The 22,303-nt window shown below is 58.4% G+C and carries 29 protein-coding genes and 1 tRNA gene; 7 read left to right on the forward strand and 23 right to left on the reverse strand.

Translation table 11 applies throughout. The features are described 5' to 3' along the window. Positions 1–216 precede the first annotated feature (216 nt). Both NWI_RS08405 and NWI_RS08410 read left to right on the forward strand, forming a co-directional pair. Positions 217–666, forward strand: a complete 450-nt coding sequence (locus NWI_RS08405; RefSeq protein WP_011314876.1) for a VOC family protein — start codon at positions 217–219, stop codon at positions 664–666. Between the two features lie 602 nt (positions 667–1,268). Further along, positions 1,269–1,343, forward strand: a tRNA-Glu gene (locus NWI_RS08410). A gap of 81 nt (positions 1,344–1,424) precedes the next feature. Here NWI_RS08410 and NWI_RS17935 read toward each other — a convergent pair. Next, complete coding sequence (locus tag NWI_RS17935) at positions 1,425–1,595, reverse strand: hypothetical protein (RefSeq protein WP_187147956.1); 171 nt, start codon at positions 1,593–1,595, stop codon at positions 1,425–1,427. A gap of 204 nt (positions 1,596–1,799) precedes the next feature. On the opposite strand from NWI_RS17935, the gene NWI_RS08415 reads away from it, so the two are divergent. Together NWI_RS08415 and NWI_RS08420 are read left to right on the forward strand one after the other, a co-directional pair. Continuing rightward, positions 1,800–2,177, forward strand: coding sequence for a hypothetical protein (locus tag NWI_RS08415; protein ID WP_011314877.1), 378 nt, complete (start codon positions 1,800–1,802; stop codon positions 2,175–2,177). Continuing rightward, positions 2,174–3,010, forward strand: coding sequence for a hypothetical protein (locus NWI_RS08420; RefSeq protein WP_041344939.1), 837 nt, complete (start codon positions 2,174–2,176; stop codon positions 3,008–3,010). Before NWI_RS08415 ends, NWI_RS08420 begins: the two co-directional genes overlap by 4 nt. Before the next feature lie 10 nt (positions 3,011–3,020). Here NWI_RS08420 and NWI_RS08425 read toward each other — a convergent pair whose 3' ends face one another. From NWI_RS08425 to NWI_RS08530, 22 genes are all read right to left on the reverse strand, one after another. Then, a complete protein-coding gene (locus tag NWI_RS08425; RefSeq protein WP_011314879.1) occupies positions 3,021–3,416 on the reverse strand; it encodes a phage tail assembly chaperone in 396 nt (131 codons plus the stop codon). Beyond that, a complete protein-coding gene (locus NWI_RS08430; RefSeq protein WP_011314880.1) occupies positions 3,413–5,428 on the reverse strand; it encodes a tape measure protein in 2,016 nt (671 codons plus the stop codon). The genes NWI_RS08425 and NWI_RS08430 overlap by 4 nt, the downstream gene beginning before the upstream one ends. A gap of 1 nt (position 5,429) precedes the next feature. Further along, positions 5,430–7,043, reverse strand: coding sequence for a terminase large subunit (locus NWI_RS08435; protein WP_011314881.1), 1,614 nt, complete (start codon positions 7,041–7,043; stop codon positions 5,430–5,432). Next, entirely contained in the window at positions 7,043–7,438 is a 396-nt protein-coding gene (locus NWI_RS08440) for a phage terminase small subunit P27 family (RefSeq protein ID WP_011314882.1), read from the reverse strand. Before NWI_RS08440 ends, NWI_RS08435 begins: the two co-directional genes overlap by 1 nt. Continuing rightward, positions 7,438–8,487: a hypothetical protein gene (locus NWI_RS17940; protein ID WP_011314883.1), complete on the reverse strand. Its 1,050-nt coding sequence runs from the start codon at positions 8,485–8,487 to the stop codon at positions 7,438–7,440. The genes NWI_RS08440 and NWI_RS17940 overlap by 1 nt, the downstream gene beginning before the upstream one ends. A gap of 106 nt (positions 8,488–8,593) precedes the next feature. Further along, positions 8,594–8,908, reverse strand: a complete 315-nt coding sequence (locus tag NWI_RS08450) for a phage head closure protein (RefSeq protein WP_041344940.1) — start codon at positions 8,906–8,908, stop codon at positions 8,594–8,596. Continuing rightward, positions 8,905–9,339, reverse strand: coding sequence for a DUF3168 domain-containing protein (locus NWI_RS08455; protein WP_011314885.1), 435 nt, complete (start codon positions 9,337–9,339; stop codon positions 8,905–8,907). The genes NWI_RS08450 and NWI_RS08455 overlap by 4 nt, the downstream gene beginning before the upstream one ends. Beyond that, positions 9,336–9,761 carry an HK97-gp10 family putative phage morphogenesis protein gene (locus NWI_RS08460; protein ID WP_011314745.1) on the reverse strand — a complete coding sequence of 142 codons (426 nt, stop codon included), beginning with the start codon at positions 9,759–9,761 and terminating at the stop codon, positions 9,336–9,338. Before NWI_RS08460 ends, NWI_RS08455 begins: the two co-directional genes overlap by 4 nt. Continuing rightward, on the reverse strand, positions 9,751–10,071 hold the full coding sequence (locus NWI_RS08465) for a head-tail connector protein (RefSeq protein WP_011314886.1): 321 nt from the start codon (positions 10,069–10,071) through the stop codon (positions 9,751–9,753). Before NWI_RS08465 ends, NWI_RS08460 begins: the two co-directional genes overlap by 11 nt. Further along, the gene (locus NWI_RS08470; protein ID WP_081431723.1) at positions 10,068–10,373 is read right to left on the reverse strand and encodes a hypothetical protein; all 306 of its coding nucleotides are present in this window, start codon (positions 10,371–10,373) and stop codon (positions 10,068–10,070) included. The genes NWI_RS08465 and NWI_RS08470 overlap by 4 nt, the downstream gene beginning before the upstream one ends. A gap of 2 nt (positions 10,374–10,375) precedes the next feature. Next, complete coding sequence (locus tag NWI_RS16930; protein ID WP_011314748.1) at positions 10,376–10,738, reverse strand: HNH endonuclease; 363 nt, start codon at positions 10,736–10,738, stop codon at positions 10,376–10,378. Between the two features lie 70 nt (positions 10,739–10,808). Beyond that, positions 10,809–11,201, reverse strand: a complete 393-nt coding sequence (locus tag NWI_RS08475; protein WP_011314749.1) for a hypothetical protein — start codon at positions 11,199–11,201, stop codon at positions 10,809–10,811. Between the two features lie 12 nt (positions 11,202–11,213). Further along, the gene (locus tag NWI_RS08480; protein ID WP_011314750.1) at positions 11,214–12,371 is read right to left on the reverse strand and encodes a phage major capsid protein; all 1,158 of its coding nucleotides are present in this window, start codon (positions 12,369–12,371) and stop codon (positions 11,214–11,216) included. A gap of 5 nt (positions 12,372–12,376) precedes the next feature. Further along, positions 12,377–12,874 (reverse strand): HK97 family phage prohead protease, encoded by a 498-nt coding sequence (locus tag NWI_RS08485; RefSeq protein WP_011314751.1) that lies wholly within the window; start codon positions 12,872–12,874, stop codon positions 12,377–12,379. After that, positions 12,874–13,059, reverse strand: a complete 186-nt coding sequence (locus NWI_RS08490) for a DUF2158 domain-containing protein (RefSeq protein ID WP_148203805.1) — start codon at positions 13,057–13,059, stop codon at positions 12,874–12,876. Before NWI_RS08490 ends, NWI_RS08485 begins: the two co-directional genes overlap by 1 nt. Continuing rightward, positions 13,056–13,445: a hypothetical protein gene (locus NWI_RS08495; protein ID WP_011314752.1), complete on the reverse strand. Its 390-nt coding sequence runs from the start codon at positions 13,443–13,445 to the stop codon at positions 13,056–13,058. Before NWI_RS08495 ends, NWI_RS08490 begins: the two co-directional genes overlap by 4 nt. After that, complete coding sequence (locus NWI_RS08500; RefSeq protein ID WP_011314888.1) at positions 13,438–14,616, reverse strand: phage portal protein; 1,179 nt, start codon at positions 14,614–14,616, stop codon at positions 13,438–13,440. Before NWI_RS08500 ends, NWI_RS08495 begins: the two co-directional genes overlap by 8 nt. Positions 14,617–14,681: 65 nt before the next feature. Continuing rightward, positions 14,682–14,888 carry a DNA-binding protein gene (locus NWI_RS16935; protein WP_081431724.1) on the reverse strand — a complete coding sequence of 69 codons (207 nt, stop codon included), beginning with the start codon at positions 14,886–14,888 and terminating at the stop codon, positions 14,682–14,684. Positions 14,889–15,322: 434 nt separating this feature from the next. Beyond that, entirely contained in the window at positions 15,323–17,323 is a 2,001-nt protein-coding gene (locus tag NWI_RS08510) for a bifunctional DNA primase/polymerase (RefSeq protein ID WP_011314889.1), read from the reverse strand. A 57-nt stretch (positions 17,324–17,380) separates the two neighbouring features. Then, complete coding sequence (locus tag NWI_RS08515; RefSeq protein ID WP_011314890.1) at positions 17,381–17,620, reverse strand: hypothetical protein; 240 nt, start codon at positions 17,618–17,620, stop codon at positions 17,381–17,383. 259 nt (positions 17,621–17,879) lie between these two features. Further along, positions 17,880–18,068, reverse strand: coding sequence for a helix-turn-helix transcriptional regulator (locus tag NWI_RS08525; protein WP_041345544.1), 189 nt, complete (start codon positions 18,066–18,068; stop codon positions 17,880–17,882). A gap of 150 nt (positions 18,069–18,218) precedes the next feature. Continuing rightward, positions 18,219–19,427 (reverse strand): tyrosine-type recombinase/integrase, encoded by a 1,209-nt coding sequence (locus tag NWI_RS08530; RefSeq protein WP_244374888.1) that lies wholly within the window; start codon positions 19,425–19,427, stop codon positions 18,219–18,221. A 358-nt stretch (positions 19,428–19,785) separates the two neighbouring features. Here NWI_RS08530 and NWI_RS08535 point away from each other — a divergent pair, with 358 nt between their 5' ends. The 3 genes from NWI_RS08535 to NWI_RS08550 all read left to right on the forward strand — a co-directional run bounded on the left by NWI_RS08535 (position 19,786) and on the right by NWI_RS08550 (position 22,217). Further along, positions 19,786–20,211: a hypothetical protein gene (locus NWI_RS08535; protein ID WP_011314894.1), complete on the forward strand. Its 426-nt coding sequence runs from the start codon at positions 19,786–19,788 to the stop codon at positions 20,209–20,211. Positions 20,212–20,558: 347 nt separating this feature from the next. After that, positions 20,559–20,933, forward strand: a complete 375-nt coding sequence (locus NWI_RS08540; protein WP_011314895.1) for a hypothetical protein — start codon at positions 20,559–20,561, stop codon at positions 20,931–20,933. Between the two features lie 780 nt (positions 20,934–21,713). Beyond that, positions 21,714–22,217: a hypothetical protein gene (locus tag NWI_RS08550; protein WP_041344944.1), complete on the forward strand. Its 504-nt coding sequence runs from the start codon at positions 21,714–21,716 to the stop codon at positions 22,215–22,217. Positions 22,218–22,303: the final 86 nt, after the last annotated feature.

Consider the following 22,303-nt stretch of genomic DNA (forward strand, 5'->3'; position numbering starts at 1 on the left):
CTCAAGCGAGGGTGACGACCGTGCCGGGCTTTCGCGCATCATGCGGGGCAAACGAGCAAGTCGTCGAAAGGGTTCCATGGCCGTGGCAAAAAACGTCGTTTAGTTAACACTCCGCTTCGCGGCCCGGAATCGGAAACCGGATACAAAATCGACCATACCGATCTGATATTGCTATGATTCTATTCACCCTCATCATCTCGTCAGGAGACATCACGGATGCGCTACCTTCATACCATGCTGCGCGTGCGCAATCTTGAGATCGCGCTGAAATTCTATGTGGACGCGTTGGGATTGAAGGAGGTCCGGCGCGTCGACAACGACAAGGGGAAATTCACGCTGGTATTCCTGTGCGCCCCCGAGGACGAGGACCTTGTGAGGCAGTCGAGTGGGCGTGGCGCGCCGCTGGTCGAACTGACGTACAACTGGGTCGAGGAGACCTATGGCGAGGATCGCTTCTTTGGTCACCTTGCCTATGAGGTGGACGACATCTACGCCACGTGTGAAAGGCTGATGAGGCTCGGGATCACGATCAATCGCCCTCCCCGCGATGGACAGATGGCGTTCATCCGCTCTCCGGACCTGCACTCGATCGAACTGCTGCAGAAGGGCAAACCTCTTCCGGCGGCTGAACCGTGGACTTCAATGCCCAACACCGGTCATTGGTGAGAACCTCCGGCGACGTCGCTTGTGCCTGAATCGCGCGCGTTCGCGATGGGCAACGGGCGCGTCGTTGCGAGGCCACCTCAGTCCCAGGCAGTTGCTCGTCCCGTGGAAAGCGGGAACGATCGACGGCGGTTCACGTTCTCTTTTTGCATATTATGGACACACTAAGGAGACGTCGATGGGACGCGGACTTTTGCTTTGGCTGCTGGGCGTGCCGATACCGGTGATACTTCTGCTGTGGCTGTTCTTCGGTACCTGAAACGCCCGCTAGTATTCTTCGTTGAAGGCCTCGCTTAAGCGAGGCTTTTCTTTGCGGGCGGCTCCCCGATCCGGTTTGTGGTGCAGTTGTAAAACTGCCGGTGTACCTGAAGGCCTCAAAGGTCGGCCTGAGAAGATATCAGGATGCGCCGCGATACGGGGTCTCTCCAGGGAGAACGCTTGCTCCTCCGGGCAAACGCCACTATACGTTTCGCCGCTGCCGCCGAGCCGGTTCGTCGCCGCCCGGAAACGCTGTCTGATCAGATCAACACAGGATATTGATCTAGCGGCGATATCGCAGCGCATTGAGACTGAAGCGACGGCGCGATTTGCCGCTGAAAAGTTCAGCTCCCTTCGTCTATCGGTCAGGACGCCACCCTTTCACGGTGGAGAGAGCGGTTCGATTCCGCTAGGGAGCGCCAATGATTTCAATTGGTTAGCTCTCACACCGCCCGCCATGTCCAACATATGTCCAATAAACGGGCATTGTCATACGTGGACAGTTAGTCTTCCCCGTCTTCCCGCGTCTTAACGTGTACGCCGTGCTCCTTGGCTAAGGCGAGGATCTGCCCTTTCATATACTCGACGTTCTTCGCTAGGCATGTCACGTCCACAACCAAGCTCATCAACATGGTATGGGTGAAACCATCTTCAGCGTCTTCGAGAAGGGTCATTTCGTAGCTCCTGTATCCGCGACCACTATGGCCACGAGCGAATAGAGCCACATTCGGGGCGCCTAGTCGAGACCTTGACCGGGAAAAAGTTTCGCGTAAGATACTGAAATATCTACTACATTACGGCAGGTTGTCAACCGAGTTGCGAATAAGCGCTCGCTTTCGGACTCGACAATTGTTCTCTTTATGTTCTAATTTCCCACCATGAGCAATTGGTCGGCTTATTGGCGAATGCCCTCCCCCAAACAGATGGAAAAGCTGGCGCGCGAGCAGCGCCAAATCCAAACGCCCGACGGCGAACCTGATGGATGGTGGGACTCGGTTCTTAACGATCCGCGTGCGACCGGCGCCCCTCGCCTTCCGATCCAGCAATGCCGCCTCAACGAAATTCCGCGTGACGTTCTACGCGTCGAGTGCTTTCGCTGTATGCGCATTGTGGAAATCGAAAAGGCCGACGCGATCCGCCTGTACGGTCCACATGCCATCTGGAAAGATGTCGGCCGAAAGCTACTCGACGACGGTTGCAAACATCGCACAGGTCGTCACGAAGAGGACGGCTGCTGGCCGGATTGGACTGGATGAACTCTGCTCTCGGTTGGATTTCAATCGGCCTGTCGATCCTTTGGCCTCTGGCGCTGCTTTTAGGGCGGAATTGGATCAAGGCGCGGATCGAAAGCAGTGTACGCCATGGCTTTGAATTGAAGATCGAAGCTGTTCGATCAGAACTTAGAGCGAATGAAGAGAAAATCAGGAGTCAGTTGCGCGAGAAGGAGCAAGAGATATCGACATTACGACAAACGGTTTTGAACGGCACTGCGAACAGACAGTCGCTTTTCGACAAACGCCGCTTTGAAGCCGTGGAAAAAGTATGGGCCTCTGTCAACGATTACTCGAAGCTCTTGTGGGTTTCATCGACCATTGCAATAATGAAAGTTGAGGCAGTCGCGGCCGAAGCCTCAGATCCGAAAATGCAACGAGTGCTGGCGGCCATGGGGCAAAATCCGCCGGACTTAAAGGATCTTCAGGACGCCAAAAACGAACGCCCATTCCTTTCTGAAACTGCCTGGGCTTACTATTCGGCTTATACGTCTATCCTGGTTGGCAACTATACAGTCTTCAAAATCTTACAAACAGGAGTGAGCGATCCTCTCAGGTTTATTAATCGCGATGGGAACAAAGAGATTCTGAAAGCGGCTCTGCCGCACCAAGTTGGTTATATCGAAAAGTATGGGGCGCAGGGTTATCACCATCTTCTCGGGGAAATACAGTCTCTCCTCCTAGCCGAGCTCATCAATATGCTTAACGGAAAAGAGACTGACAGAGAACGAGTGGAAAACGCGAGAGGCCTTTTAAAGGTTATTCAAAGAACCGAGGATGAGCGTGGTCAGACGGAACACGTCGCTGCCGCTGTCTAGTGACCGATCGTCATTCCATTCCTCGCTTCCCCTCGCCAAACATGGCATCGAATAGCGCCGGGGTCACTTTGCGCGAACTGACCTTCGGCTTGTCCGGCTCCTTTGCCATGGCGGCGGCGACTTCCAGCCATGTCGTGTCCAATGCGCGGATCATGTCGAGTTCGAACGGCCGCACCGGCTCGCGACGCAGCCGCGACCAGGCTTCAATGTCGGCATAAGCGATCGGATTGGCGCCGAATCCGTTGCTGCCGCGCGTCGCGTGCAGGTCGAGGAAGATCCCCCAAACACGCAAGCCCGCGACCGGAATTTGCGGCGCATCCGGTTCGTTTTCAGCGCCGGGGTGACGGTCCATTCGCCAGCGAAGAATGTAGACCAGCCGATCGGAAAGCCATTGCAGGTTGATCATAACCCACGCACCCGGCGGTTCTTGGCACTCTGAATTGCCTGCACGGCCAATCCCGGCAGGTTCGCTTTCAGATCGGCGACCTGTCTTTGCACACGCGCTAGTCCCGCTGCATCGGCGCCGGTTGCGTCAATATTCACCATCACCGGCACATTTATATCCCCGCCACCGCCCGCCGATCCGATCTGATGGTGCGGGATAACCTGCGACCCGCGCGGCAGGTTGACCAGTTCCGGTCCGCGTTCACCTACGATGGCGAGGCCGCCGGGTGCATTGTCCGTGCCGTTGGCGAACTTCGGAATGAGTGCAGACAGAATGCCGCCCCCGCTCCCGCCGCCGCCCATCAGGTTCGCCAGCGGACCGAGTACGGCTTGCTTGACCGCGATCTTGGCAAGTTCTGCAAGGATCGATCGCGCCATGGACTTGAACGCTTCTTCGACCGTCTTCGTGCCGGTGACGATCTCGCCGAAGTCATCAGCAATCCGGTCGAGAGAGCCGACCGCGAGACGTTCGAGTTGCTGCCCGACGTCAGCAGATTCCCGCGCGAATGACGCCAGTGGGCTATTGAGACGTTCCAATTCACCGCGCGCCTTTGCGTAGGCATCCGCAAGAGCCTCGATCTTGGCGCGCTGCTCGCCTGTAACCTCGACGTTTTTCTTGCCCGCACGCTCATTGGCTTGTTTCGCCGCGGTCTCCATTTCGACCACAACTCGCGCCCGGTCCTGCTCCGCCGCTGTCTGGTCAATTGTCGCCGCTTCGACCTTCAGAAGTTCGATACGCTTCGCGATTTGATCATTTGACCGTTCGAACGGGTCACGGGTCGCCGCAGCGCCGGATCCTGCCTTGCCAGGCACCTTGAAGTCAGTCAGCGAAACCGGATTGACCTTTGGCGCCTCTGTCGTGCCGCCCGTAACAACGACACGCGCCGGCGTGGCTGGCGTCGCGCCTACGGGTGTTAGGCCATACTTCGCCATTTCCTCCGGCGAGAAATCGGCGCCGAAAAACTTCGCGATCGTGGTCCAGGCGGAATTGTTGCCAACGCTGGTCAACCACTTCTGCAGCGTTTCCAGCTTGCCGGATGCCGCGTCGAAATAGCCGCCGAGCTTTTCGACGACACCGGCGACTGCGTTTAGCCCCTGGGCGGCGTTGCCACTGGCGCCTGTCGTTTTATCGAGATGTCCCACCAGTGCGATGAAAGCGTTACCGATCCGCGCTGAAGCCTGTCCGATAGTGCCGTCGGCCTTCGCCGCCTGCGCTTCAATCTGCGGCATCCCGGCGAGGAACGCGCGAAAGAATGCTTCCGACGAGACCTTGCCATCGTTGACTAAGGTTTTCAGCGCCGAAACTGAACCGCCGGCTTCTTTCAATCCGGCCGCAACCGCCTGTAGAATCGGCCGCGCGCCTTCGTTGACAGAATTGAACTCTTCCGCCCGCACGACGCCTGAGCCGATGGCCTGCGACAACTGCAGCAAGGCGCCGGCCGCTTGCGTCGAATTTGTGCCGGCAACCCGCAGCGCAATCGAAACGCCGTCGGTGAATTTCATCAGGTCGGCGCTGTTAGCTTTCAGTTCCTTCTGCGCCTGCGAAGCCCGACTATAGAGCGTCACCAATGGCTCGATCGCGGTACCGTTCTTCTGAGCGATCTGGAAGAGTGACGAAAACACCTTGTCCAGTGCCGCACCTTCAAGGCCGGTGACCTTCAGAGCATTTTGCAGCGACGTAAATTCCTGCGCTGCCTTGGATACCGAGCGAAATGCGGCGCTCCCGGCGATACCGACCGCGAATGCCTTGGCGAAAGAACCGATCTGGACGCTAGTCTGCGCCAGTGAGCGATTGATCGCGACCGTCGAGCGGAGCATATCCTGCTCCATATTCTTCGTGGCGCGGCTCGATCCAGCCGTGAGTTGCCGATAGGTCCGCGTTCCGGTTTGCTCGGCCTTCACCATGCGCTTCTCAAACTCGGAAATCCGAGCTTCAAGCATAACGACCAGGCGTTCGCCGGTTTCTTCAGCCATATTATCCTGCTTTCACAAACGCCCAATCGGGCGACCAGTTCGGTGAATCGTAGATTGATCGGGCGTTGTCGCCGGCTGCGCATCGTGCAACTGCCATGGCAGTCGCAACCGCGCCGTCGATCCGGTCGCGAGACTTTCCCTTGTGGAATGATTTGTTGCCGGCCTTGTCGGTTTCGGTGGCGATGTTATCAAAGTTCCAGCGCAGCACGGGGTGTCCGCCATGACGGAAGCGGCGACCGACGATCGCCCGTTCCAGTTCTTTGATGGCAGGCGCCATCGTCACCCAGCCTTGACGCATCTCAACGGCAGGAAGGCCATCCGCCAGTAGATTGCTGAGCATGTTGCGCGCCAGATGCGGATCGAATGCGATTTCGCGGACGTTGAACCGCTCGCAAAGGTCGCGAATGTGGTTCTCGACGGCGTGAAAATCGACGACGTTGCCCGGTGTCGGAATGATGAATCCGTCATCGGCCCAAGCGGGGTAAGCGACACCATCCTTGTCCGCGCGGCGCCGCAGATTGTCTTCCGGACAGAAGAACCATGGCTGAACCTGGTATCCGTCATCGCCATCTCGCCAGCACGCCACGACGGCCGTCAAATCCGAGTTGCTGGAAAGGTCTACGCCTATCCAGCATTGCTCGCCCTTGAGTTCATCGAGATCAATCGCGCGAGCGCCCTGATCGTAAACTAACATTTCCACGAACGGCGATGTCGAGTGGTCAAGCCAACGGTTCAAATTGAATTGCAGGAAGCTGTCGCGATCTGACGGCGAATTGATCGCCTTCTGCGCCTTGTCGCGGTAGCTGGTCAGGTCCGGATATCCATGGCGCATACCGGGGTTCAGAGCGTGCCACACCGCTTCGTCGCGCCAGTCGTCGCCCTCTTCCGCCATGAATACGACAGGCAACGTGGCCGGGTCGTCAATCTCGCCCTTCTGAACCTTGATGGCGTAATCGATCGTTTTCCAGGCGAGGTTTTCTTGTCCCCGGCCCGACGTGGTGGCCACGATCATGAGCGTGTCAGGCACCTTCACCAGTGCGGAATCCAACGCCTCCCATTGCACCCGACCTGCCCTGCCCTCCCAAGCATGTAATTCGTCGGCGATGACGACGTTCGGTGTCTTGCCGTGCTGAACCTTGCCGTCACTCGCGACGGCGATATAGCGCGATCGTTGCGCCTTGAAAGTGATCGATGACGTGTATTCGCGAACCGCCAAGTGCTTTTCTAGCCGGCGATCGTGTTGGACGATCATGGCGACCTCGTTAAACAACTCCATCGCCTGCTCGTGCGCGGATGCCGCCGACACCACCAAATTGCCGGGCAGCTTCTCCGGGCCAATCAAATGCAAAAGCGTTATTGCGCCGCATAGGCTGGTTTTTCGATTTCCCCGCGGAAGTAGTAGAACAAGCCGGCGCACCACTCGCCGTCCATCCTCATGGCGCGGACCATAGAGCTTGCGAATGATCCGTTCCTGCCACGGGTCAACCTGGAACGGGTGACCGCGCGCCGGATTCTTCGGATGCTTCAGCCGGCGCAGCCATTGCACCGCGCGCTCGCCGTAACCGAAAGGATCGGGAATATCGCTGCCGTCGTTGATCCATGCAGGAGCGAGCATCAGTCTAACAGCGAGTCCTCTTCGTCATCATCCCGGATCGCCGGCCGACTACGCGAAACCGGCGTCAACCCCATTTCCACGGCGAGCAAGCGCGCGCGCGTCATGGCGTCCGAGAGGATCACGCCGGCGGGATGACGTTTAAGCAGCCCGCTTTCGGCGCCATAGACATGGCCTTCGGTTTGCAGGATCCGCTCCATCTCCCTCACCTGCCCGATCGCAATGCAGTAGTTTTCGAGCGATCCGAGATCGGCATCCGTCAGAATGCGCCGCTCTATGAGATCAGGGAGCACGCGCTTCCATTCGCGCTTGGCATCGGCCGAAAGCCATTTCGGGACAGTCGGCGCGCGCTTCATCGCTGCGGCGTCGGTGCGTAGATGAGGTTTAGCGCCTTTCATCACGGCCCGTAATGCTCAGTGACCATAATGACGCCAGAGCCGCCCGCGCCGCCGGCAACACCACCTGACCCAGCCGTTCCGGCTGTCCCTGCCGCTCCCACAGCATAAGAGTAGGACGCGCTCGGATTATTAATGATGGCGCGCAGGTAACCCCCGCTACCGCCGCCGCCGCCAGAATTGACCGTGGCGCCGCAGCCAGCACCGCCGCCACCAGCGCCAGAATTGGCTGTGGCGGTGCCACCTACAGCTTGATTTGGCTGCCCCTCGTGCCCGCCATCTCCAAATGTACTTGCGGCACCCCTACCGCCCCATTGGCTGGTAAGTCCTGATCCATGGCCACCAGATGCCCCGGCTTTGTTGAAGTAACCGCCGGAAGCAGTGCCGCCCGCACCGCCAGCGGCGTTTGCCGCACCCGCACCGCCATTGGCTGTCAGCGAACCAAAAGTCGTATTACCGCCCGCTCCGCCATTGCCCGCCGAAGTGGCCGAACCAGCACCGCCGCCGCCGCCGCCAATCATCTCGACTTCGATCCACTTGCAGCCCGCTGGCGTGGTGTAGGTGCCGGCTCCGGAAGTGAAAACCTGAGTCGTGGGGAGCGTGTCAGATAGATCCAATGCCGCTCGCGCATTTTCCGCATCGGCCGCCGTAAACAACGCCTTGCCGACCGTGGTCGCTCCTAGATTGTCGAGGGCTTCGTCCGCGTCGTCCAAGTCGGCGAGGTTATTACCAGGGACAAGGATATCCGCCGCCGACGCAGTGAGCGACAGAGCGGCCACACCGCTCAAGTTAATCTTTGATGTTCCCGCGGTACCGCCAATCTTGGACTCTTTGACCGTTGTCCGTTCCATTGCGGTAACGCCACTTTTAATCGTACCGATTCCAACTTCAAAGTCGGTACCGTCAACGATAAGGTAGCGGACAGTATCGCCGTCTCCGGCTCCGGCTTCGGCTGGCGTCACGAACGCATTCGAAGACACAGAGCCGAAAGTAACGTCACCGGTCCCGGTAGTCGGAGTGTTGACTTTCACTCGGTCGAAGAGTTTGAACATCAGATCCCTTCCCCAGGTACGAAACCGACGCCAGAGCCGAGCGGATCATTCGGTTCGGGCTGCGGCGCGGGCTTCGGCTTGTCTTCGTGCTTTTTCGTTTCTTCGTTCATGCGATCCTCTGACATCGTAACTCCAATCCGGCTCTGCGGCCGATCTGCTTGGTCTCTTTGATATTGTGGCTGTCCCCGTCAAACAGCACGCGATCTGCGGTGGTAATTCCGTCGATCCATCGGACTCGAAAGACGGTTATCGTCTCGTCTGATGCACCGAAATTTCGAATGAATTCCTCGGTCGATTGCTGGATAACTTGCGCGCGAACCGTCGCGAGCGTGGTCCACGTCTCTACTGGCGTCCCGAAATCGTCGACGGTATTGGTGAAACGTTGAATGGCGATTTGCTGATCCAGCTTGCCGGCCCTCATATCACGACGCTCCATCGCGCCTGGACCAGCGAGTTAATGGTCAGCACGGCGTGCGACATCTCTCCGCCGGGATCGCGCAAGTAACGCACGCCATCGACGCGGCAATCGGCGCAAACGAAATCCGGATCACCTATATCGAGCCGCCGCACCCGGCCAATCGCCTTTCGGACGGCGCCAGCGATCGCCTTGACGCCTGCTGTGCTTGGCTCCGTCTTCCAGATGTGCAGCGTCGAATAGACGCGGATATAATCGCGCTTGAGCGTGAAGTCCTCGTCCACTTCTTGATCTTCGCCAAGGATGATGGAGGGGCTCGGCGCTGGGCGCTCGTTGCGGTCCAATATGTTTGCAGCCGGCACAAGCGCAGTGACCGCCGCGGTATTGATCAGCCGCAACCGGATGGCCTTTTGGAGTGCCAGTGCGGGGCTACTCATTTCCCCTTGGACTCCTTTACGGCTTTGTTGATTGCTCGCTTAATCCGCGACGTGATGCGCTTGCGGTACAGGCGGAACGCGGGCCAAAAGAACGGCTGCGCTGGCGCTTTCGCGGTTCCGTACTCGACCAAATGCGCGTAGCGGACCTTGGTATTACCTACCGTGACTGCAACGCTAGTTTCGCCCACCACCTTCGAACCGCCCGGCTGAGAGTACGCCGGCGTGGTTTCGCCTGGTCCCGTGACGGCGATAGAATCGATCAGGTCGCCTGTGTCGCGGCTGGCCTCGGCCAATTGACGCATAGCCGACTTCAATTCTTCACCCGATTTTAGCAGCGCAGGCTTGACCGCGGCGCGGACTTCCTTCGGGATCGCAGCCATGCGGCGCTGAAAGCTGGAAAGCCCGCCATCATCATTCGTCATCGGGCGTGCTCCACCAGCGTCGATATTCGCGGATGATGTCTGAAACGCCGTGCGGAAGTTGCTGTGCGGAAACGCCGACAAGCGTTGCCTCGCGATTCTCATACCAATGAGCGGCAAGCTGCAGCACGGCCTCGACCAAGGCGGGTGGCACCGGTTCTTGATCTTCGCCGCCGTAGACGGTCTCGATTTTGTAGCCGAGCCACGACTCCAGGTAGTCTTGGGCTGCGGAAATCTTGCGGGTCAGCAGCGTATCGTCGAGGTCCGAGGTGACGTTGAGTTGACCTTTGATGTCAGCCAGTGTCGCAATCATCGTGGAAAAAATCCCAATTCGGTCAAATCGTGCGTTCTGCTCCCCCGCCGGTCCCGCTGCGTTCCCTGAAACTTTTCGACCACCCCCGGTGTCCGCATGAACCGCTCACGAACCGCTTCAGGATCGACGCCGGCGAGCGTGCAGACGATGGGAAAGTCGATGGTGTCGGTCAGCAGCCATTGAATGGCCGCGTGCTGGTCACGCTGTGCGTCCTTGCCAGTGCGTGTCGTTGTTGCATCCGTGATGGCTTGGCCGAGCACGGCACACCACAATTGTCGGTCGTGTTTCTCATCGTTTTGCATGGTCACGATGCACGCTCCATGCGCTGCTTGCGGCTGTTGTGGCAGGAGAAGCAAAGCGACTGCCAATTGCCTCGATCCCAAAATAGTTTGGTGTCGCCACGGTGTGGTCTAATGTGATCAACGACACGAGCGGCTGCACCACACATGACGCAACGAGGGTGCTTATCGAGAAAGTATGAGCGAGCCTTTTGCCATGTATTGTCATAACCGCGCTCTCGCGCATTCGGCCGGCGCTTGTCAGCTTCGGCACGTGTACGCTGCTGACACACACAACGAACGCCATAGGCGACCTTGAGGCCGCAGGAGCAGATACGTGGCGCACGAAAAGGCATTGGCATTCCTAGTTTAGGGTACGGGAGTCGCATGACTTACGAGGACCGCGACTCCCGTTCCACTAAGCGCGCCCGTGGCGGCAAGCGCGCTCAGTGACTAGTGTTAGGCGACAGGCCGCGAGCGCGCGTGACCGAGCACGGCAACAGCGCCAGCCGCGATCGACGTTCCGCTGTTCTTGGTCACAACGACACGGGCGTACTTCCTGTGGCCGATATACGACTGCTTATAAGTGCTCGACTCCTCAAGAGAGTCCGGAAGCGTCCCGACGAGGTGCGTTGCGTCGACGTCGGTGAAGTCACCGTCGGTGGTCGTGTCTGACTCCTGCAGCTTCGCGGTGAAGCTCGGTGCAGGCGAACCGGCGGTCGCACCAGTATTGATGACAAACGCGCAACTCTCGAAACCGGCCGTATCGACGGTTTCGCCCTTGATGGTTGCGGACTGCACCGCTGGCGCAAGAGCCTGAACGGTGCCGATGTTGGAAGCGATATCACGCATAATTTGTGCTCCTTACGAGGTCTTGCAGACGATCTTCTTCATCGCCGCTGGCTGAACGACCGCACCGCCGACACGCCGCGTGGCATGAATTCTGGTCGTGCCGGTGGTCGCCAGCAAATATGGATTGGCCAAAATCGACAAACCAATACGGTCGAGGATCCGATAGGTCGCGGCGATGTCGCCGAATGCGATCGGCGTGGTGCCGCTGCCGACATCATCCATGTCGGGGCAATCGATGACTGGACGACCCAGGATGGTGTCCGCCTGCCCCTGGAAGCCGGGCGACCAAAGGTATGTCCCGGTCGTGCCGTCCTTCAGCTTCCGGATGGCCGCGAGCGTCGTGGAATTCATCAACCAAGTGCCTGCGTTCCGATAAGCAGCCGGAAGCGAATAGAACGTGTCGATGAGCATGTCGGCCGGTCCGCTGCCAAGCGTGGAAGCGTTGCCGGTCGCGACGATGCTGATGTCCGCGTTGATGAGCAAACCTTCCGGCTGCAGCGGGCCGGTGCCCTTCAGGAACGACAGTCCCTCTTTCAGGCCGAAGTCCTCCGCGAGTGCCATCCGAACTTCGGACTCGGCTGCGCCGGCGCTGTCGGCGAGAAGCTGGTTCGAGATATCGACGTAAGTGTTGATCTCGCGAACCGGGATTTCAAGCTGACCAAAGGTCGGCTCACCAGTCGTCTGCGCTTGCGTCTCACCACGCCATTGAGCATTCGTGCGGCCGATGCGCTTGGGATAGGACACGGCAGGCGCCGATGTGGATCGGACCGAAGCGAGACCGCGGATCGGCGAGTACTGCACCAGATCACGAATAAACTCGGTCGCCATCTCGGTCGGCGCCAGATAGCCGCCCTGCGGATCGCTGGAAACGATCAGCGTCTTGAGTTCGAGCGGATCAGGCGGCGTGATGCCGGAACGGACATAAGCGCCGAACGCCTTGATTTCGAGCGCGGCGTCCGGATCCTTGTGATCGCCACTGCCCGGCCGGTTAATCTTGGCTTCGAGCTTGTCCATGCGGTCCACGAGCTTGGTCGTGTCGGCTTTGGTCTCGATGTCCTTCAAGCGCGCGTCAACGTTGGTAGTCAGATCATTGACCGCCTTCGTCACCAGATCGACCGGATCGGCGTCGTCGGTATCTTTGAATTCGAGATCAGAGAAATGCTTACCCAAGGTGATTACCTCAATGCTAGGGCCGCAGCGGCCCGGTTAATGACCGCGGCAATGGCTGCGGCTTCGTCAAAAGACTTTGCGGACGTGATCCGCGCACGGGGGTGCGACCCACTTCTGACAAGGCTGATTTCAGCGAGATCGAGCGCGTCGATAATTCGGTTGCGACCTTCCTTGCGGGACGACTTAGTGCGGAATCCGATCGAGAGATCAGACACGAGACCCTTTAGAACCAGGCTCCTCACCGAGCGTGCGCGGGGTTGATCGAGGTGCAGTTGCCCCTTGACCATCAACCCTTCGTCGGTCGCTTTGACTTCGGTCCACGTTCCGATCAGGTCGGCGGGATTGTGCTGATAGAGCATTCCGAGATCGGGAGAGATTTCGCCAAATGCACCCTTGGTGATGATGTCGCCAACACGATCCGGCTCCGCAAAGGGCCATGCGTTGCCGACAATTTCGCCAGTGTCGGAGACGTTCAGGGATGCCTTGATTTCGAGCCGGTCCATCAGAAGGTGTCCTTTACGAGGCCATCGACCGGGAATCGACCGAACTTCACATCGCCCCTATCGTCGATCCAAATCACGTGGACGGTGACAATGGTTTCCCGGTGATACGCGCCGGGCTGTCCATCCACTGTCATCGCGGGGCCACCGCTCTTCAACCGCACAACGTCGCCGACTTTCAAACTCAACTTGTCACCTTTCTGGAATAAGGTTCGCGGGATGCAGCGAACGCGTCGACCTGCTCTCGAACGAACCGAAACTTTGTAAGCAGCCGCACGGCTGCACTGAAACTGAACGGCACATCGACGCCGCCCTGCTTGACGCCCCAGCCGACGACGCATTTCGCGAGTTGCTCGATTGCAAGCCGCTCCTGTTCATCGGCTGGAGGTCGGCCCGCATAGCTCATCAGTGCATCCGTGGTGGCGAGGCGAGCGCGACGTTGAGTGTCGGAATCCGGACCGGCAACGATCAGAACAATATCGGTTGGCGTACCATTGACCGGATCGGTAATGACGCATTCCGCGCCGCGATCCTGGTACGCAATGAGATCATCGAAGTCGGCGAGATCAGTCATTTACGGGCTGCTCCTGCGATCCAGGCTGGCTGGCGCCGGTGTTCGGGTTGGCAAATTCGTTGCCGCCGGCATAAGGCGCAAGGCCGGTATCCAGCCATGTGCGGGCTTCGTTTGGATTGAGCACGCGACTGGCAACGAGGCTGGAAATGGCGGTCGCACGCTTCTCCAGGTCCACGCGTGTCAGGTCATCAATGTCGAACTTGAACGCGTACAGCGCCCGCTCGTCATCAGTCAGCAGCGCGCGGTCGAACGCAGATTCAAGCGCCTTGAGCCACGGCATCAGCGTGACGCTCAGGAACTCTCTGTATTTTTGCCATGCATTGGCGTAGCTCGATTTTGTGAGGTCACCGAGCATGACGCTCGAAATGTTGAATGCGCGCGCGATGTCTTCCAGTTGCCATCGGCGGTTTTCGACGAACTGAGCGTCGGTCGATGCAAGTGCGATCTGCTTGAACGTCGCACCGTCAAACAGGAATGCGGTGCCGCCGGCGTTGTCCGCGCCGCCGTAAGCCGCGTTCCAGCCCGCGATCATGTTCTGGACGGCCTTTTCGCCCGCGCCGGTCGGCACTTCGACAACGCCGCCGGGACGCGCCATCCGCTTGAAGAGGAATTCGACATAACGCGACATCGCCACTGCGGCGGAGATTGTCGGATAGGCAAGACTGACCGGGCATTTCGAGAATGGGCCGCGAATGTGAACGACGTCCGACGCCGGCACGCTGCGACCGTTGACGGTGTAGGATGGGCGACCGGAGCCGTCGCCGGCATACTCGACGGTGATGCGGCCCGCGGTATACCGGATAATTTCAAGGGGTCGGCCGTCGCCGCTTTTGTTGACCCAGGCAATCCCGCCGGCGTCGGCGGTTAGTGCTTGTGTGATAAGGTCTCGGATCAGGTCGGAGCCGGATGTCCATTCGTTGACGTGACCGCGCAACAGGTCGAGTGCGGGGTGTTTTACGTCGGCGGACGTGTCGTCGCGTTTGACCAGGTGTAAATCGAGCGTTGCCGCAGCATTGCTGATCGTCGTGACGGCTGCGGAAACAGCGGGTTCTGAGAGAGGATGAACCGGCCCGTACGTGCTGCCGCCCGAGAGAATTGCGAAGATCGCTTCATCCGGATCGGCGAGCGATTTGGTTTCAATAGTAGTGCGGCGGAAGGGCCAGAGTTTCATTCATGATTATATGCCACAAAACGCGCGGACATATAAGCTGGCAGGACCTTGCAAACCCTAGCAGGTCAGGCCGCGCGACGCATCCAGCGGAAGAGTTCGCTACGAATCGCCCAATGTCGACCACCTGTTTTGTAAATCGGAACGTCCGGTTTCCTTGCCCATCGTCGAGCGGTGTCGACACTCACGTCGAGGAAAAACGCGATCGAGGGCAAGCCCCAAATGCGTTCCACGTAGAGGTCAGGTTCGTTCAGTTTGATTGGTTTGGTTTCCATGTGGTGTTTCACCTCTTTTGCGAATTGAATTTCTCTTCCACATACTTCCCTAGCAACTTAGTGGTCACGCAAGCCTGTTGGCTATTGAGGTCGCGACCGGCCTCCCTCAAACACTCTGCCTTAGCGACGTCGCCGTACTTTGTGGGAGGCGGAAACGCCGGTAGCTGGGCCATGTAGGCAATCCCTGCAACGACCACTGCGATAAGGGCCAGTTTGATCGAAGCTCGCATGAATGGTGCCTTTGAAATTATGAGTTGACAGAAATCGTTCCGATCGTTTCACCCCTAGGATAGGACCGGAACGGAACGACCATGGCGGCTGCGTAAACGCAGCGCCGCCGTATGGGTGTCGTTTCATTGATCGTTTCGCTTGAAACGCCCATTTGGCAATGGTTTCTTGCATCGTCGTTTCGCTATCGTTCCGATTTCGTTTCGCTAATTTTTGATGGGTGGAAGGGGTGGAAATGATACCCCTGGAAAAGGGGTCCGAAACGATGGTGAAACGACCGGTTCGAGGTCGTTAAGCTCCTTCTGGCCGATTTGTGTCAACACGATTTTTCGACCCTCACGTCTAATGAGCTTGGTGTCGATGAGCTTCTGGACAAGTCGGTTCACCTTTGATTTGCCGGCTCCGCCTAGCAGGGTTGCCAATTCTTGCAGCGACGCCTTGGGGTGCTGTTCGAGTAGGCGAAGCAGCTTGTTTTCGTCGCGCTCCTGGGTCGCATGGTTGGACGCCATCTCGCCCTCACCGATCGCCCGCGCGATAACTGTAGGGATGCTGCGCCCCTTGCTGTCCTTGAGCAACGGATGCTCCCTCACGGCGTCCAGCTTGAACGCCAGGGGTGAGAATGCCGGTCCCCGAAACTTGCCCTGCACTTCGGCTCCAATGATTGTGTCGTTCGCCTTGAGCGCGATATTGCCGTCAACCTCGTTTAAGAATGCGCCGCCGCCCCGCGGCATCAGGTCGTCGTCAGCCGCCCTCTTCGTCGGATGGCAAAGAATCAGAACGCATGGGCGGCCGGGAAGGTTCGTGAGCGACCGAAGTAAGCGGGCGTTGTTTCCTTGCTGTACGTTGTCGTTTTCATTGTCGCCCTCGAAATAGGCCGCTGCCGTGTCGACGACCACCAACATTGGCTGAAGCGCCCGCTCCTTCACCTCCTGCTCGATCGCCGCGACGTTCTGTGAAACTGAAATAACACCCGGAAGGAAGTACACAGGGACTGTCTGCGGATCGATCCGCATTTCCTGCGTAAGGCCAAGCCAGCGCATTTGAATGTCGGTCGGGTTCTCGCCAGCTAGGTAGATGACATCGCCCTGAGACACGCTGAGGCCATTCAGGGACCGCCCCGTGGCGACGTGCGCGCTAAAGCACATTGCCACGGCGGTCTTGCCGGTGCCGGTCTTCGCCGTCATTGAATAGCAGAAGCCGCGCTGGAGCACCCCGTCAAGGATGTAGTCCGGCGGGACAAAGCCTTCCAGAAATTCCGCAGACGACTTGAGAAGCGCTGCGCGTGGAGTCGTTGGCGCCAACGAGGGCGATCCTATCGAAGCGACCGAACCAAACATTTCGCTCGCGGCGAGTTGCCAGCCAGCCTTACGTGCCCGCTGAAACCATGTAGCGAGGGTGACCGCGTTGCCGTCATCGGTATCTTTGAAGGTTTCCCATTTTTGATCGCAGGAATATCGACCGGCGACGGTCACGGATTCCCACAATTCTAATCCATCGTCCCAGAAGCAGATTTTGAGAGCCTGCCCGATCGAAATCCAATCTTCGTAGGAATCGAACGCGTCCCGCTCGTTCATCCACGCGAGCATACTTCGGACGTCCCGCAGAGAATGCTCACCCTGCCGGCTGCGGTGCTCCGTGACCTTGCGTGTCCCGCCCGAGCAATGTTGTATCAGCCCTTCGGGAGCGGGATGTGGCGGCGGTGCGCCCGGCATTAATTGGTAGGGGCGCCCGTCGTAATAGCTACCGGCGGCGACGGTGTATCCAATGCAACGGATATTGATCCGGCCTTTGATGGCGTCTGGTTGGCGAAGCGTGGCCGCGTCGACACCATCAGGAACCGTGCAGTAGACGTGCCAGCCGCCCGAAGGCGATTGCACATGAGGCACAAGCGCGGCGGGTAAACCCCATGACGCGCAGAGTTCGGCCCATAGCGCCCATGCTTCCTCGCGGCCGTTGTCGCCCTTGGTGTCAATGTCGACGATGATCAGATTAGATGCGAAGGCGACAACCCCGAAGTTGCAGCCAGGATTTTCACGAGCCCATTTGTCGATTTGCTCCGGGTTGCGGGACCAGTCATGCTTGAAACTGGAAATGATGCCGGTCGCTATCTTCGATCCCGCAGGAATCGGAACGAGAGCCGCGCCATTCGATTTGTAATATTGCAGGCTTGCGCAATCCGCGGCTTGCGGGTATAAAGAGTTGTTCAACTGCCGATGACTCCATGCTTGAAAAGCCTCGCCCTCCCCCGGCGGGGTTTTTCGTTTCTAAGGCTCGATCTCGTCGAGTGCGTCGAGAGCCGCTTCGCAGATCTCGTCGCGTAAGGCGCTATCAGACCAAAACTTCAAACCAGCGGGTGCCAGGACGAAACATTCGCCCGTCCCGCTTTCCAGTAGTTTGCAGTTTCTCAAAACGGCGTTCGGCGTTTCCACGTCGAACAGCGCGATCAGGGTTGGCGAGCCGGGCCGGTCAGGAGCCGCGGGTTCGATGCGGGTGATTTGCATCATTGGGGGTCGCCGAACAATTTCCGCCTGATCGCGAGTACCCTCGGGTCATGGGTCTCCGCCGCAACGATTAAATATACCGCGTCAATGATGCCCTCTCGCACGTGATCGGGTGTCGCGCTTTTGACCTTAGCAAACGTCTCTTCGATACCCGGAGGTTTCGAGAAACGAACCTCGTTGAGGTTATCGACGCCAAGGGCTTCACAAGTTGCCGCGGCCTGAGCGCGTACTCGGTCTCCTAATTCTTGAAATGGATTACGGGTCACGCCGCGACCTCCATGCTCTCAGCTTCGCGCGCTGCAATCCATTCGCGAATCGCGTCTTCGCTGATGCGCGTCGTCTTGCCGAGCTTGTAAGACCGCGGCGCTTTGCCTTCGCGTGCCAGGATATAGAAATATGCGCGTGAAATCCGTTGGCTGTCGCAGAACTCTTGAATGGTAACCGAATTCATTTTGATCCTCCTATGTGACGACATGCAGTATCCGGGACCAGTGTCGATTCCCCCAAATCCACATGCCTCTACCTGTTCGTGCGGCAACGCCGGTTTCCATTCGCGGATTTTACGCTCGGGAGGATGCACCCAGCGAGGATTAGTCGCGGGTTACGAGAATCGCGGAGCGTTCGCGCGAATAGCATCGGCCACAAACGACGGCCCGAGGTGCGCATAATGCGCTTCCGTCACGCGTGTCGTAGTGTGCCCTAACTGGCGCGCGACAATCTGCAACGACACGCCACGCATGACGGCATGGGACGCCCAGGAATGCCGCAAGGCGTGGAAATTTATCGCCGGATCAATCTTTGCGTTCTTGCAAGCGTTGCGCAGCGGGTCCGCTTGGTGATCCCGCTGCCATGGCTCGCCGTTTTCTTTCACCAAAAGCATGGCTGCTGGCGACCTGCCCTTCGCGATCTCCGCGACATACGCCGCGCCCTCTTGTGTCAGCACAACATGCCGTGGCTTGCCAGACTTTGAATCGCGAACATGTAGCGTGCCAGCGTCGGCATCGAAGTCCTCGACACGAAGGGCGATCAGTTCGCCGTAGCGGCAGCCGGTCTCCAAAGCTACGCGCACAAGGTGTTTGAACGCCGGCGAGCAGGCTTCCAGCAGGCGGCGGATTTCGGTCATGGATAGATAGCGAACCCGCGCGCTGTCGACACTCTCAAACGGCGTGACGCGCCGCCATGCGGCATCGGTTGGCACCTTGCCGTCACGCCATGCCAAATTCAGCGCGGCTTTGAGCGTCGTTAAAATCCGGTTCGCTGTTGATTTCCGGCGGCGATCATTTTCAGGATGCGTTGTGCTTTTGAAGCGTTGTCGACGGCCATTCTTCGTTCGGATACGGGCTGGATTTTTCGCTAGAGCGGCGTGCCACCGCTCAATCTGTTCTTTCGTCAGCTTGGCGACTTCAACACTACCGAACACGGGCAGAATGAACGCTTCCGCCGCATAGCGCCCCTCCCTGCCCGACTTCGTTTTAGTCTCCAAATATTCGAGATACGTCGCCATGGCGTCGGCCACCGTGAGCGGCTTGGCAATACCCGCTTCTGTGCGCGCGTAATCCGCCATGCGCTTGCGAGCGAGCGTCTGTGCCTGTCGCCAATCGAGGATGGCCACACCGTCCGCGTCGCTGAAATCGTCAGCCGTGGCCAGCGTCTCGGTGCGATAGGACTGTTCGCCAGCATACAGGCGCAAAACCCACTTCCCGGCGCCGGTCGTCGGCCGACGATAGCCAATATGAACCCCCGGCTCCAAGGCTCGCCAATAGGGTTTGCCGCGCGGCTTCAAACGACTGCGTGCCGTGCGCGTGTCCAATATAGAGTCGCGAATAGTACGTGCCATCACGGTGGAGATTAGCACGTGTCCAATAGATGTCCAATAAGCGTGGATAGACGGACAAATGTCTAGGGACGTCTAAGTGTACTAAACTATTGAAAAATATAGAGCGAAAGTGTCAACCATAGACGTCCCTAGACGAATTTAACACCCTTTCACGGTGGAGAGAGCGATTCCGCTAGGGAGCGCCAACTAAATCAGTAACTTAGCTCGTTCATGTTCATTGTGTCCCACCTGCCCGGTTTGGCGGGACCGGCTTGCGTTCCGCCGGTACCCCGCGATTATGTGGCTTATGGCAAAGCGGATGCCGACTTCATGAACGGATCGGAGTGAAGCCATGAAAGCATCGTTGGTAGCTCTGCTCTTGGCTCTGCTCCTGGCGCTTCTCTCGCATCTCGCCCCCGCCTTCGCGGAGACGCCAAAGAGTACGGACGCGCCGCCTGTCGTGCAGCAGGAGTTTGATGGCTTCATCAAGAAATTCCGGACCGCGTTGAAGGCCGATGATTCCGCTGCGGTTGCCAGCATGACGCAACTGCCTTTCATGGCCGACGCCTCCATCAGCGATGCGTCGGCATTCCGGGCGAAGATATATTCCGGCGATTTCACGGCGAGAAATCGCAAATGCATCCAGCGCGGCAAAGCCGTCTATGCTCGCGACGGAGCAAACAAGGATAGCTACTTCATCTTCTGCGGCGATCTCATATTCACCTTCACCAGAACCGCGCAGGGATTTCTTCTTTCCGAGATTGGCATGAACGATTGAAGACCTTGCCTCGGCACGAGCGCACGTGCCGCCGTCACGGCGACGAACGCCAAGCCGCGACTTCCGCGACCGAATACATATCAACCATCCCGATCAAGCTTCGCGTCACTCCTGCGCCGAGCGCCGTGCGGGCGAGCTCGCTCCTGCCGTCGCAAAGGTGCAGCGGGCCCGCAACGCAATGAGGAGCCTGGTGCAACGCGCAACAGCAGCGTGGAATCTGGGTGCAGCGCACACAGGCGCATGACGCATCATCCTTGATCTGGATCAACGCTTCCCCGGCAACGTGGTGTGCAATGGGCCGACGTTGGCTGCGTTAAAGCGCCGCCGCACAAGCACGGAGATTGATTATGAGATACTCGAATTCTCTGCGCGCCACCATTCTTGCCGTGACCATTGGTTCTCTCGGCATGAGCGCTCATGCGGGGCCGATGCCAACATATGCCGCGCCGACGATGAAATCGGTGATCCAAAAGAACACCACCGACGTCCGCTGGGGCGGCGCCGGTTATGGTGTTGCTGGCGTCCGCGTCCGCGGGGCGATCGCGAGTGGCGCCTACTACGGAGGCTATGGCGGCTACTATTATCCCGCCTATGGCTACCGCGCAGTATCGTATTATGACGACAGCTATTGCTTGCGCCCCTTGGTGGTTACGCCGGCTACCAGGATCCAAAGCAGGTACCTGGGGGTCAAACCCAGTGAGAGGCTGCCCTGGACAGATTAAGGTGCGTTCCGAAGGTAGGATTTCTGGTTCGTCGCAGCCGTAAAGCACGAAGATGAATCAGAAATCCAGGCCGGAATCGTCAATTCGCGGGCTGCTGGAAGCGCATGACTACAAGCATACATGACTACAAGCATAGAAGCGCCTTCCTGGGTGTTCATTTGGTCCTCTGGGGCTATTGAAGTTTCGCAACCTCGGCCTCCTCGTTGCGGACCAGATGGACAACCTCCTGAAAGCTCGCACCTGGAGCCTCAGTCCGATGGCGCTATCGCGGCTTATAGCGTTTTCGAGCGAAGCAGGTCCTAGGCTTGACCCGAGGATGGAATCCGGATCGCGTGAAGAAAACGCGTCAGAACAAAATCTGGAGCTTCGCTTCTGATTCAATCGGAAGCGAAGCTCTAGCGGCCGCGCAGACGGTTCAGTATCCGTCCCCCAACGATAAACAGAATAACGCCGACAAACACGAGTGTGAAAAGAATCGAAACCATGAGGCGTCCCTTAATCAGGAGGCAGTCGACAGCCGCCTTCGACCGTTACCATACAAGTTGGGCGCCGCGCGATCGCGGCGCGAGGGAATTGCTTTCGGAAAGTCGGTGTGAGCTTGGATTTCTCCGTCGCGCCTGTCCAGAATGCTGCGATGAACAAAAAGACGCGCGACGGTTGGCTTACTGAAGCGCGTCCCCTGTACAAAATGTCGCAGCTCGGTCATACTTTGCAACCGGTTCTGAGGGAGGCAACGCGACGAACGTAAGCAACGTACAGCAACGCTAAGGAGGCACCGTGATGAGTGAACGCGACCGCGCCAATCTGATCTTGGGCATAGCCGTTACCAGCGTGATGTTTTTCGGCAGCATGGCCCTGGTATGGAATAATACCGGCCGGCTTTCGAGCGAAGCGAAGGCGGCAGTCGCCCCTGCGCATCAGGCCGCGCCCCACGCAGACGCTACCGCCGGACTTGAAAATCGCCTGCTTCTCCTTGAAGCCAAGATGAAGGCTCCGCCAACCGTTGATGCTTCTCAGCTCGATGCAAAGATCAAAGGTCTTGAGTCCCAGCTCGCGGCTGTACAAACCCAGTTGGGCGCTTTCACCGCGTCGGATTTCGACGCGCTCAAGATGAAGGTCGCCGGGACGAAGAATCCCGAGTCCCTCAAGACGACCATAGATGCTCTTCAAACGGACGTAGGAAAGCTGCACACGCGCCTCGATCAGCTTTCGGAGCAAGCATCCGTCACCACATCGGACACGAAGCACAACTCGCGGAAGTCGCAGCATTCGAGATCGAAATAAAGCGCCACCCTGCGGGTTGGCGAACTATAGCGTTGCGCGCGAAGCTTGTCCTCGGGCTTGCCCGAGGATGGACGCCTGTTCGTGTG

The organism is Nitrobacter winogradskyi Nb-255 (genome assembly GCF_000012725.1).
GTDB lineage: Bacteria > Pseudomonadota > Alphaproteobacteria > Rhizobiales > Xanthobacteraceae > Nitrobacter > Nitrobacter winogradskyi.

Bases quoted from the DNA above. Each gene is read 5' to 3' on its own strand.
- NWI_RS08405 (WP_011314876.1), top strand. From the start codon at position 217: ATGCGCTACCTTCATACCATGCTGCGCGTGCGCAATCTTGAGATCGCG.
- NWI_RS17940 (WP_011314883.1), bottom strand. From the start codon at position 8,487: ATGTTCAAACTCTTCGACCGAGTGAAAGTCAACACTCCGACTACCGGG.
- NWI_RS08515 (WP_011314890.1), bottom strand. From the start codon at position 17,620: ATGATGCAAATCACCCGCATCGAACCCGCGGCTCCTGACCGGCCCGGC.
- NWI_RS08500 (WP_011314888.1), bottom strand. From the start codon at position 14,616: ATGAAACTCTGGCCCTTCCGCCGCACTACTATTGAAACCAAATCGCTC.
- NWI_RS08535 (WP_011314894.1), top strand. From the start codon at position 19,786: ATGAAAGCATCGTTGGTAGCTCTGCTCTTGGCTCTGCTCCTGGCGCTT.
- NWI_RS08420 (WP_041344939.1), top strand. From the start codon at position 2,174: ATGAACTCTGCTCTCGGTTGGATTTCAATCGGCCTGTCGATCCTTTGG.
- NWI_RS08450 (WP_041344940.1), bottom strand. From the start codon at position 8,908: ATGAGGGCCGGCAAGCTGGATCAGCAAATCGCCATTCAACGTTTCACC.
- NWI_RS08475 (WP_011314749.1), bottom strand. From the start codon at position 11,201: ATGCGTGATATCGCTTCCAACATCGGCACCGTTCAGGCTCTTGCGCCA.
- NWI_RS08540 (WP_011314895.1), top strand. From the start codon at position 20,559: ATGAGATACTCGAATTCTCTGCGCGCCACCATTCTTGCCGTGACCATT.
- NWI_RS08455 (WP_011314885.1), bottom strand. From the start codon at position 9,339: ATGAGTAGCCCCGCACTGGCACTCCAAAAGGCCATCCGGTTGCGGCTG.
- NWI_RS08470 (WP_081431723.1), bottom strand. From the start codon at position 10,373: ATGCAAAACGATGAGAAACACGACCGACAATTGTGGTGTGCCGTGCTC.
- NWI_RS08495 (WP_011314752.1), bottom strand. From the start codon at position 13,445: ATGACTGATCTCGCCGACTTCGATGATCTCATTGCGTACCAGGATCGC.
- NWI_RS16935 (WP_081431724.1), bottom strand. From the start codon at position 14,888: ATGGAAACCAAACCAATCAAACTGAACGAACCTGACCTCTACGTGGAA.
- NWI_RS08525 (WP_041345544.1), bottom strand. From the start codon at position 18,068: ATGAATTCGGTTACCATTCAAGAGTTCTGCGACAGCCAACGGATTTCA.
- NWI_RS08440 (WP_011314882.1), bottom strand. From the start codon at position 7,438: ATGAAAGGCGCTAAACCTCATCTACGCACCGACGCCGCAGCGATGAAG.
- NWI_RS08430 (WP_011314880.1), bottom strand. From the start codon at position 5,428: ATGGCTGAAGAAACCGGCGAACGCCTGGTCGTTATGCTTGAAGCTCGG.
- NWI_RS08460 (WP_011314745.1), bottom strand. From the start codon at position 9,761: ATGACGAATGATGATGGCGGGCTTTCCAGCTTTCAGCGCCGCATGGCT.
- NWI_RS17935 (WP_187147956.1), bottom strand. From the start codon at position 1,595: ATGACCCTTCTCGAAGACGCTGAAGATGGTTTCACCCATACCATGTTG.
- NWI_RS08485 (WP_011314751.1), bottom strand. From the start codon at position 12,874: ATGGACCGGCTCGAAATCAAGGCATCCCTGAACGTCTCCGACACTGGC.
- NWI_RS16930 (WP_011314748.1), bottom strand. From the start codon at position 10,738: ATGCGACTCCCGTACCCTAAACTAGGAATGCCAATGCCTTTTCGTGCG.
- NWI_RS08550 (WP_041344944.1), top strand. From the start codon at position 21,714: ATGAGTGAACGCGACCGCGCCAATCTGATCTTGGGCATAGCCGTTACC.
- NWI_RS08415 (WP_011314877.1), top strand. From the start codon at position 1,800: ATGAGCAATTGGTCGGCTTATTGGCGAATGCCCTCCCCCAAACAGATG.
- NWI_RS08435 (WP_011314881.1), bottom strand. From the start codon at position 7,043: ATGCTCGCTCCTGCATGGATCAACGACGGCAGCGATATTCCCGATCCT.
- NWI_RS08465 (WP_011314886.1), bottom strand. From the start codon at position 10,071: ATGATTGCGACACTGGCTGACATCAAAGGTCAACTCAACGTCACCTCG.
- NWI_RS08425 (WP_011314879.1), bottom strand. From the start codon at position 3,416: ATGATCAACCTGCAATGGCTTTCCGATCGGCTGGTCTACATTCTTCGC.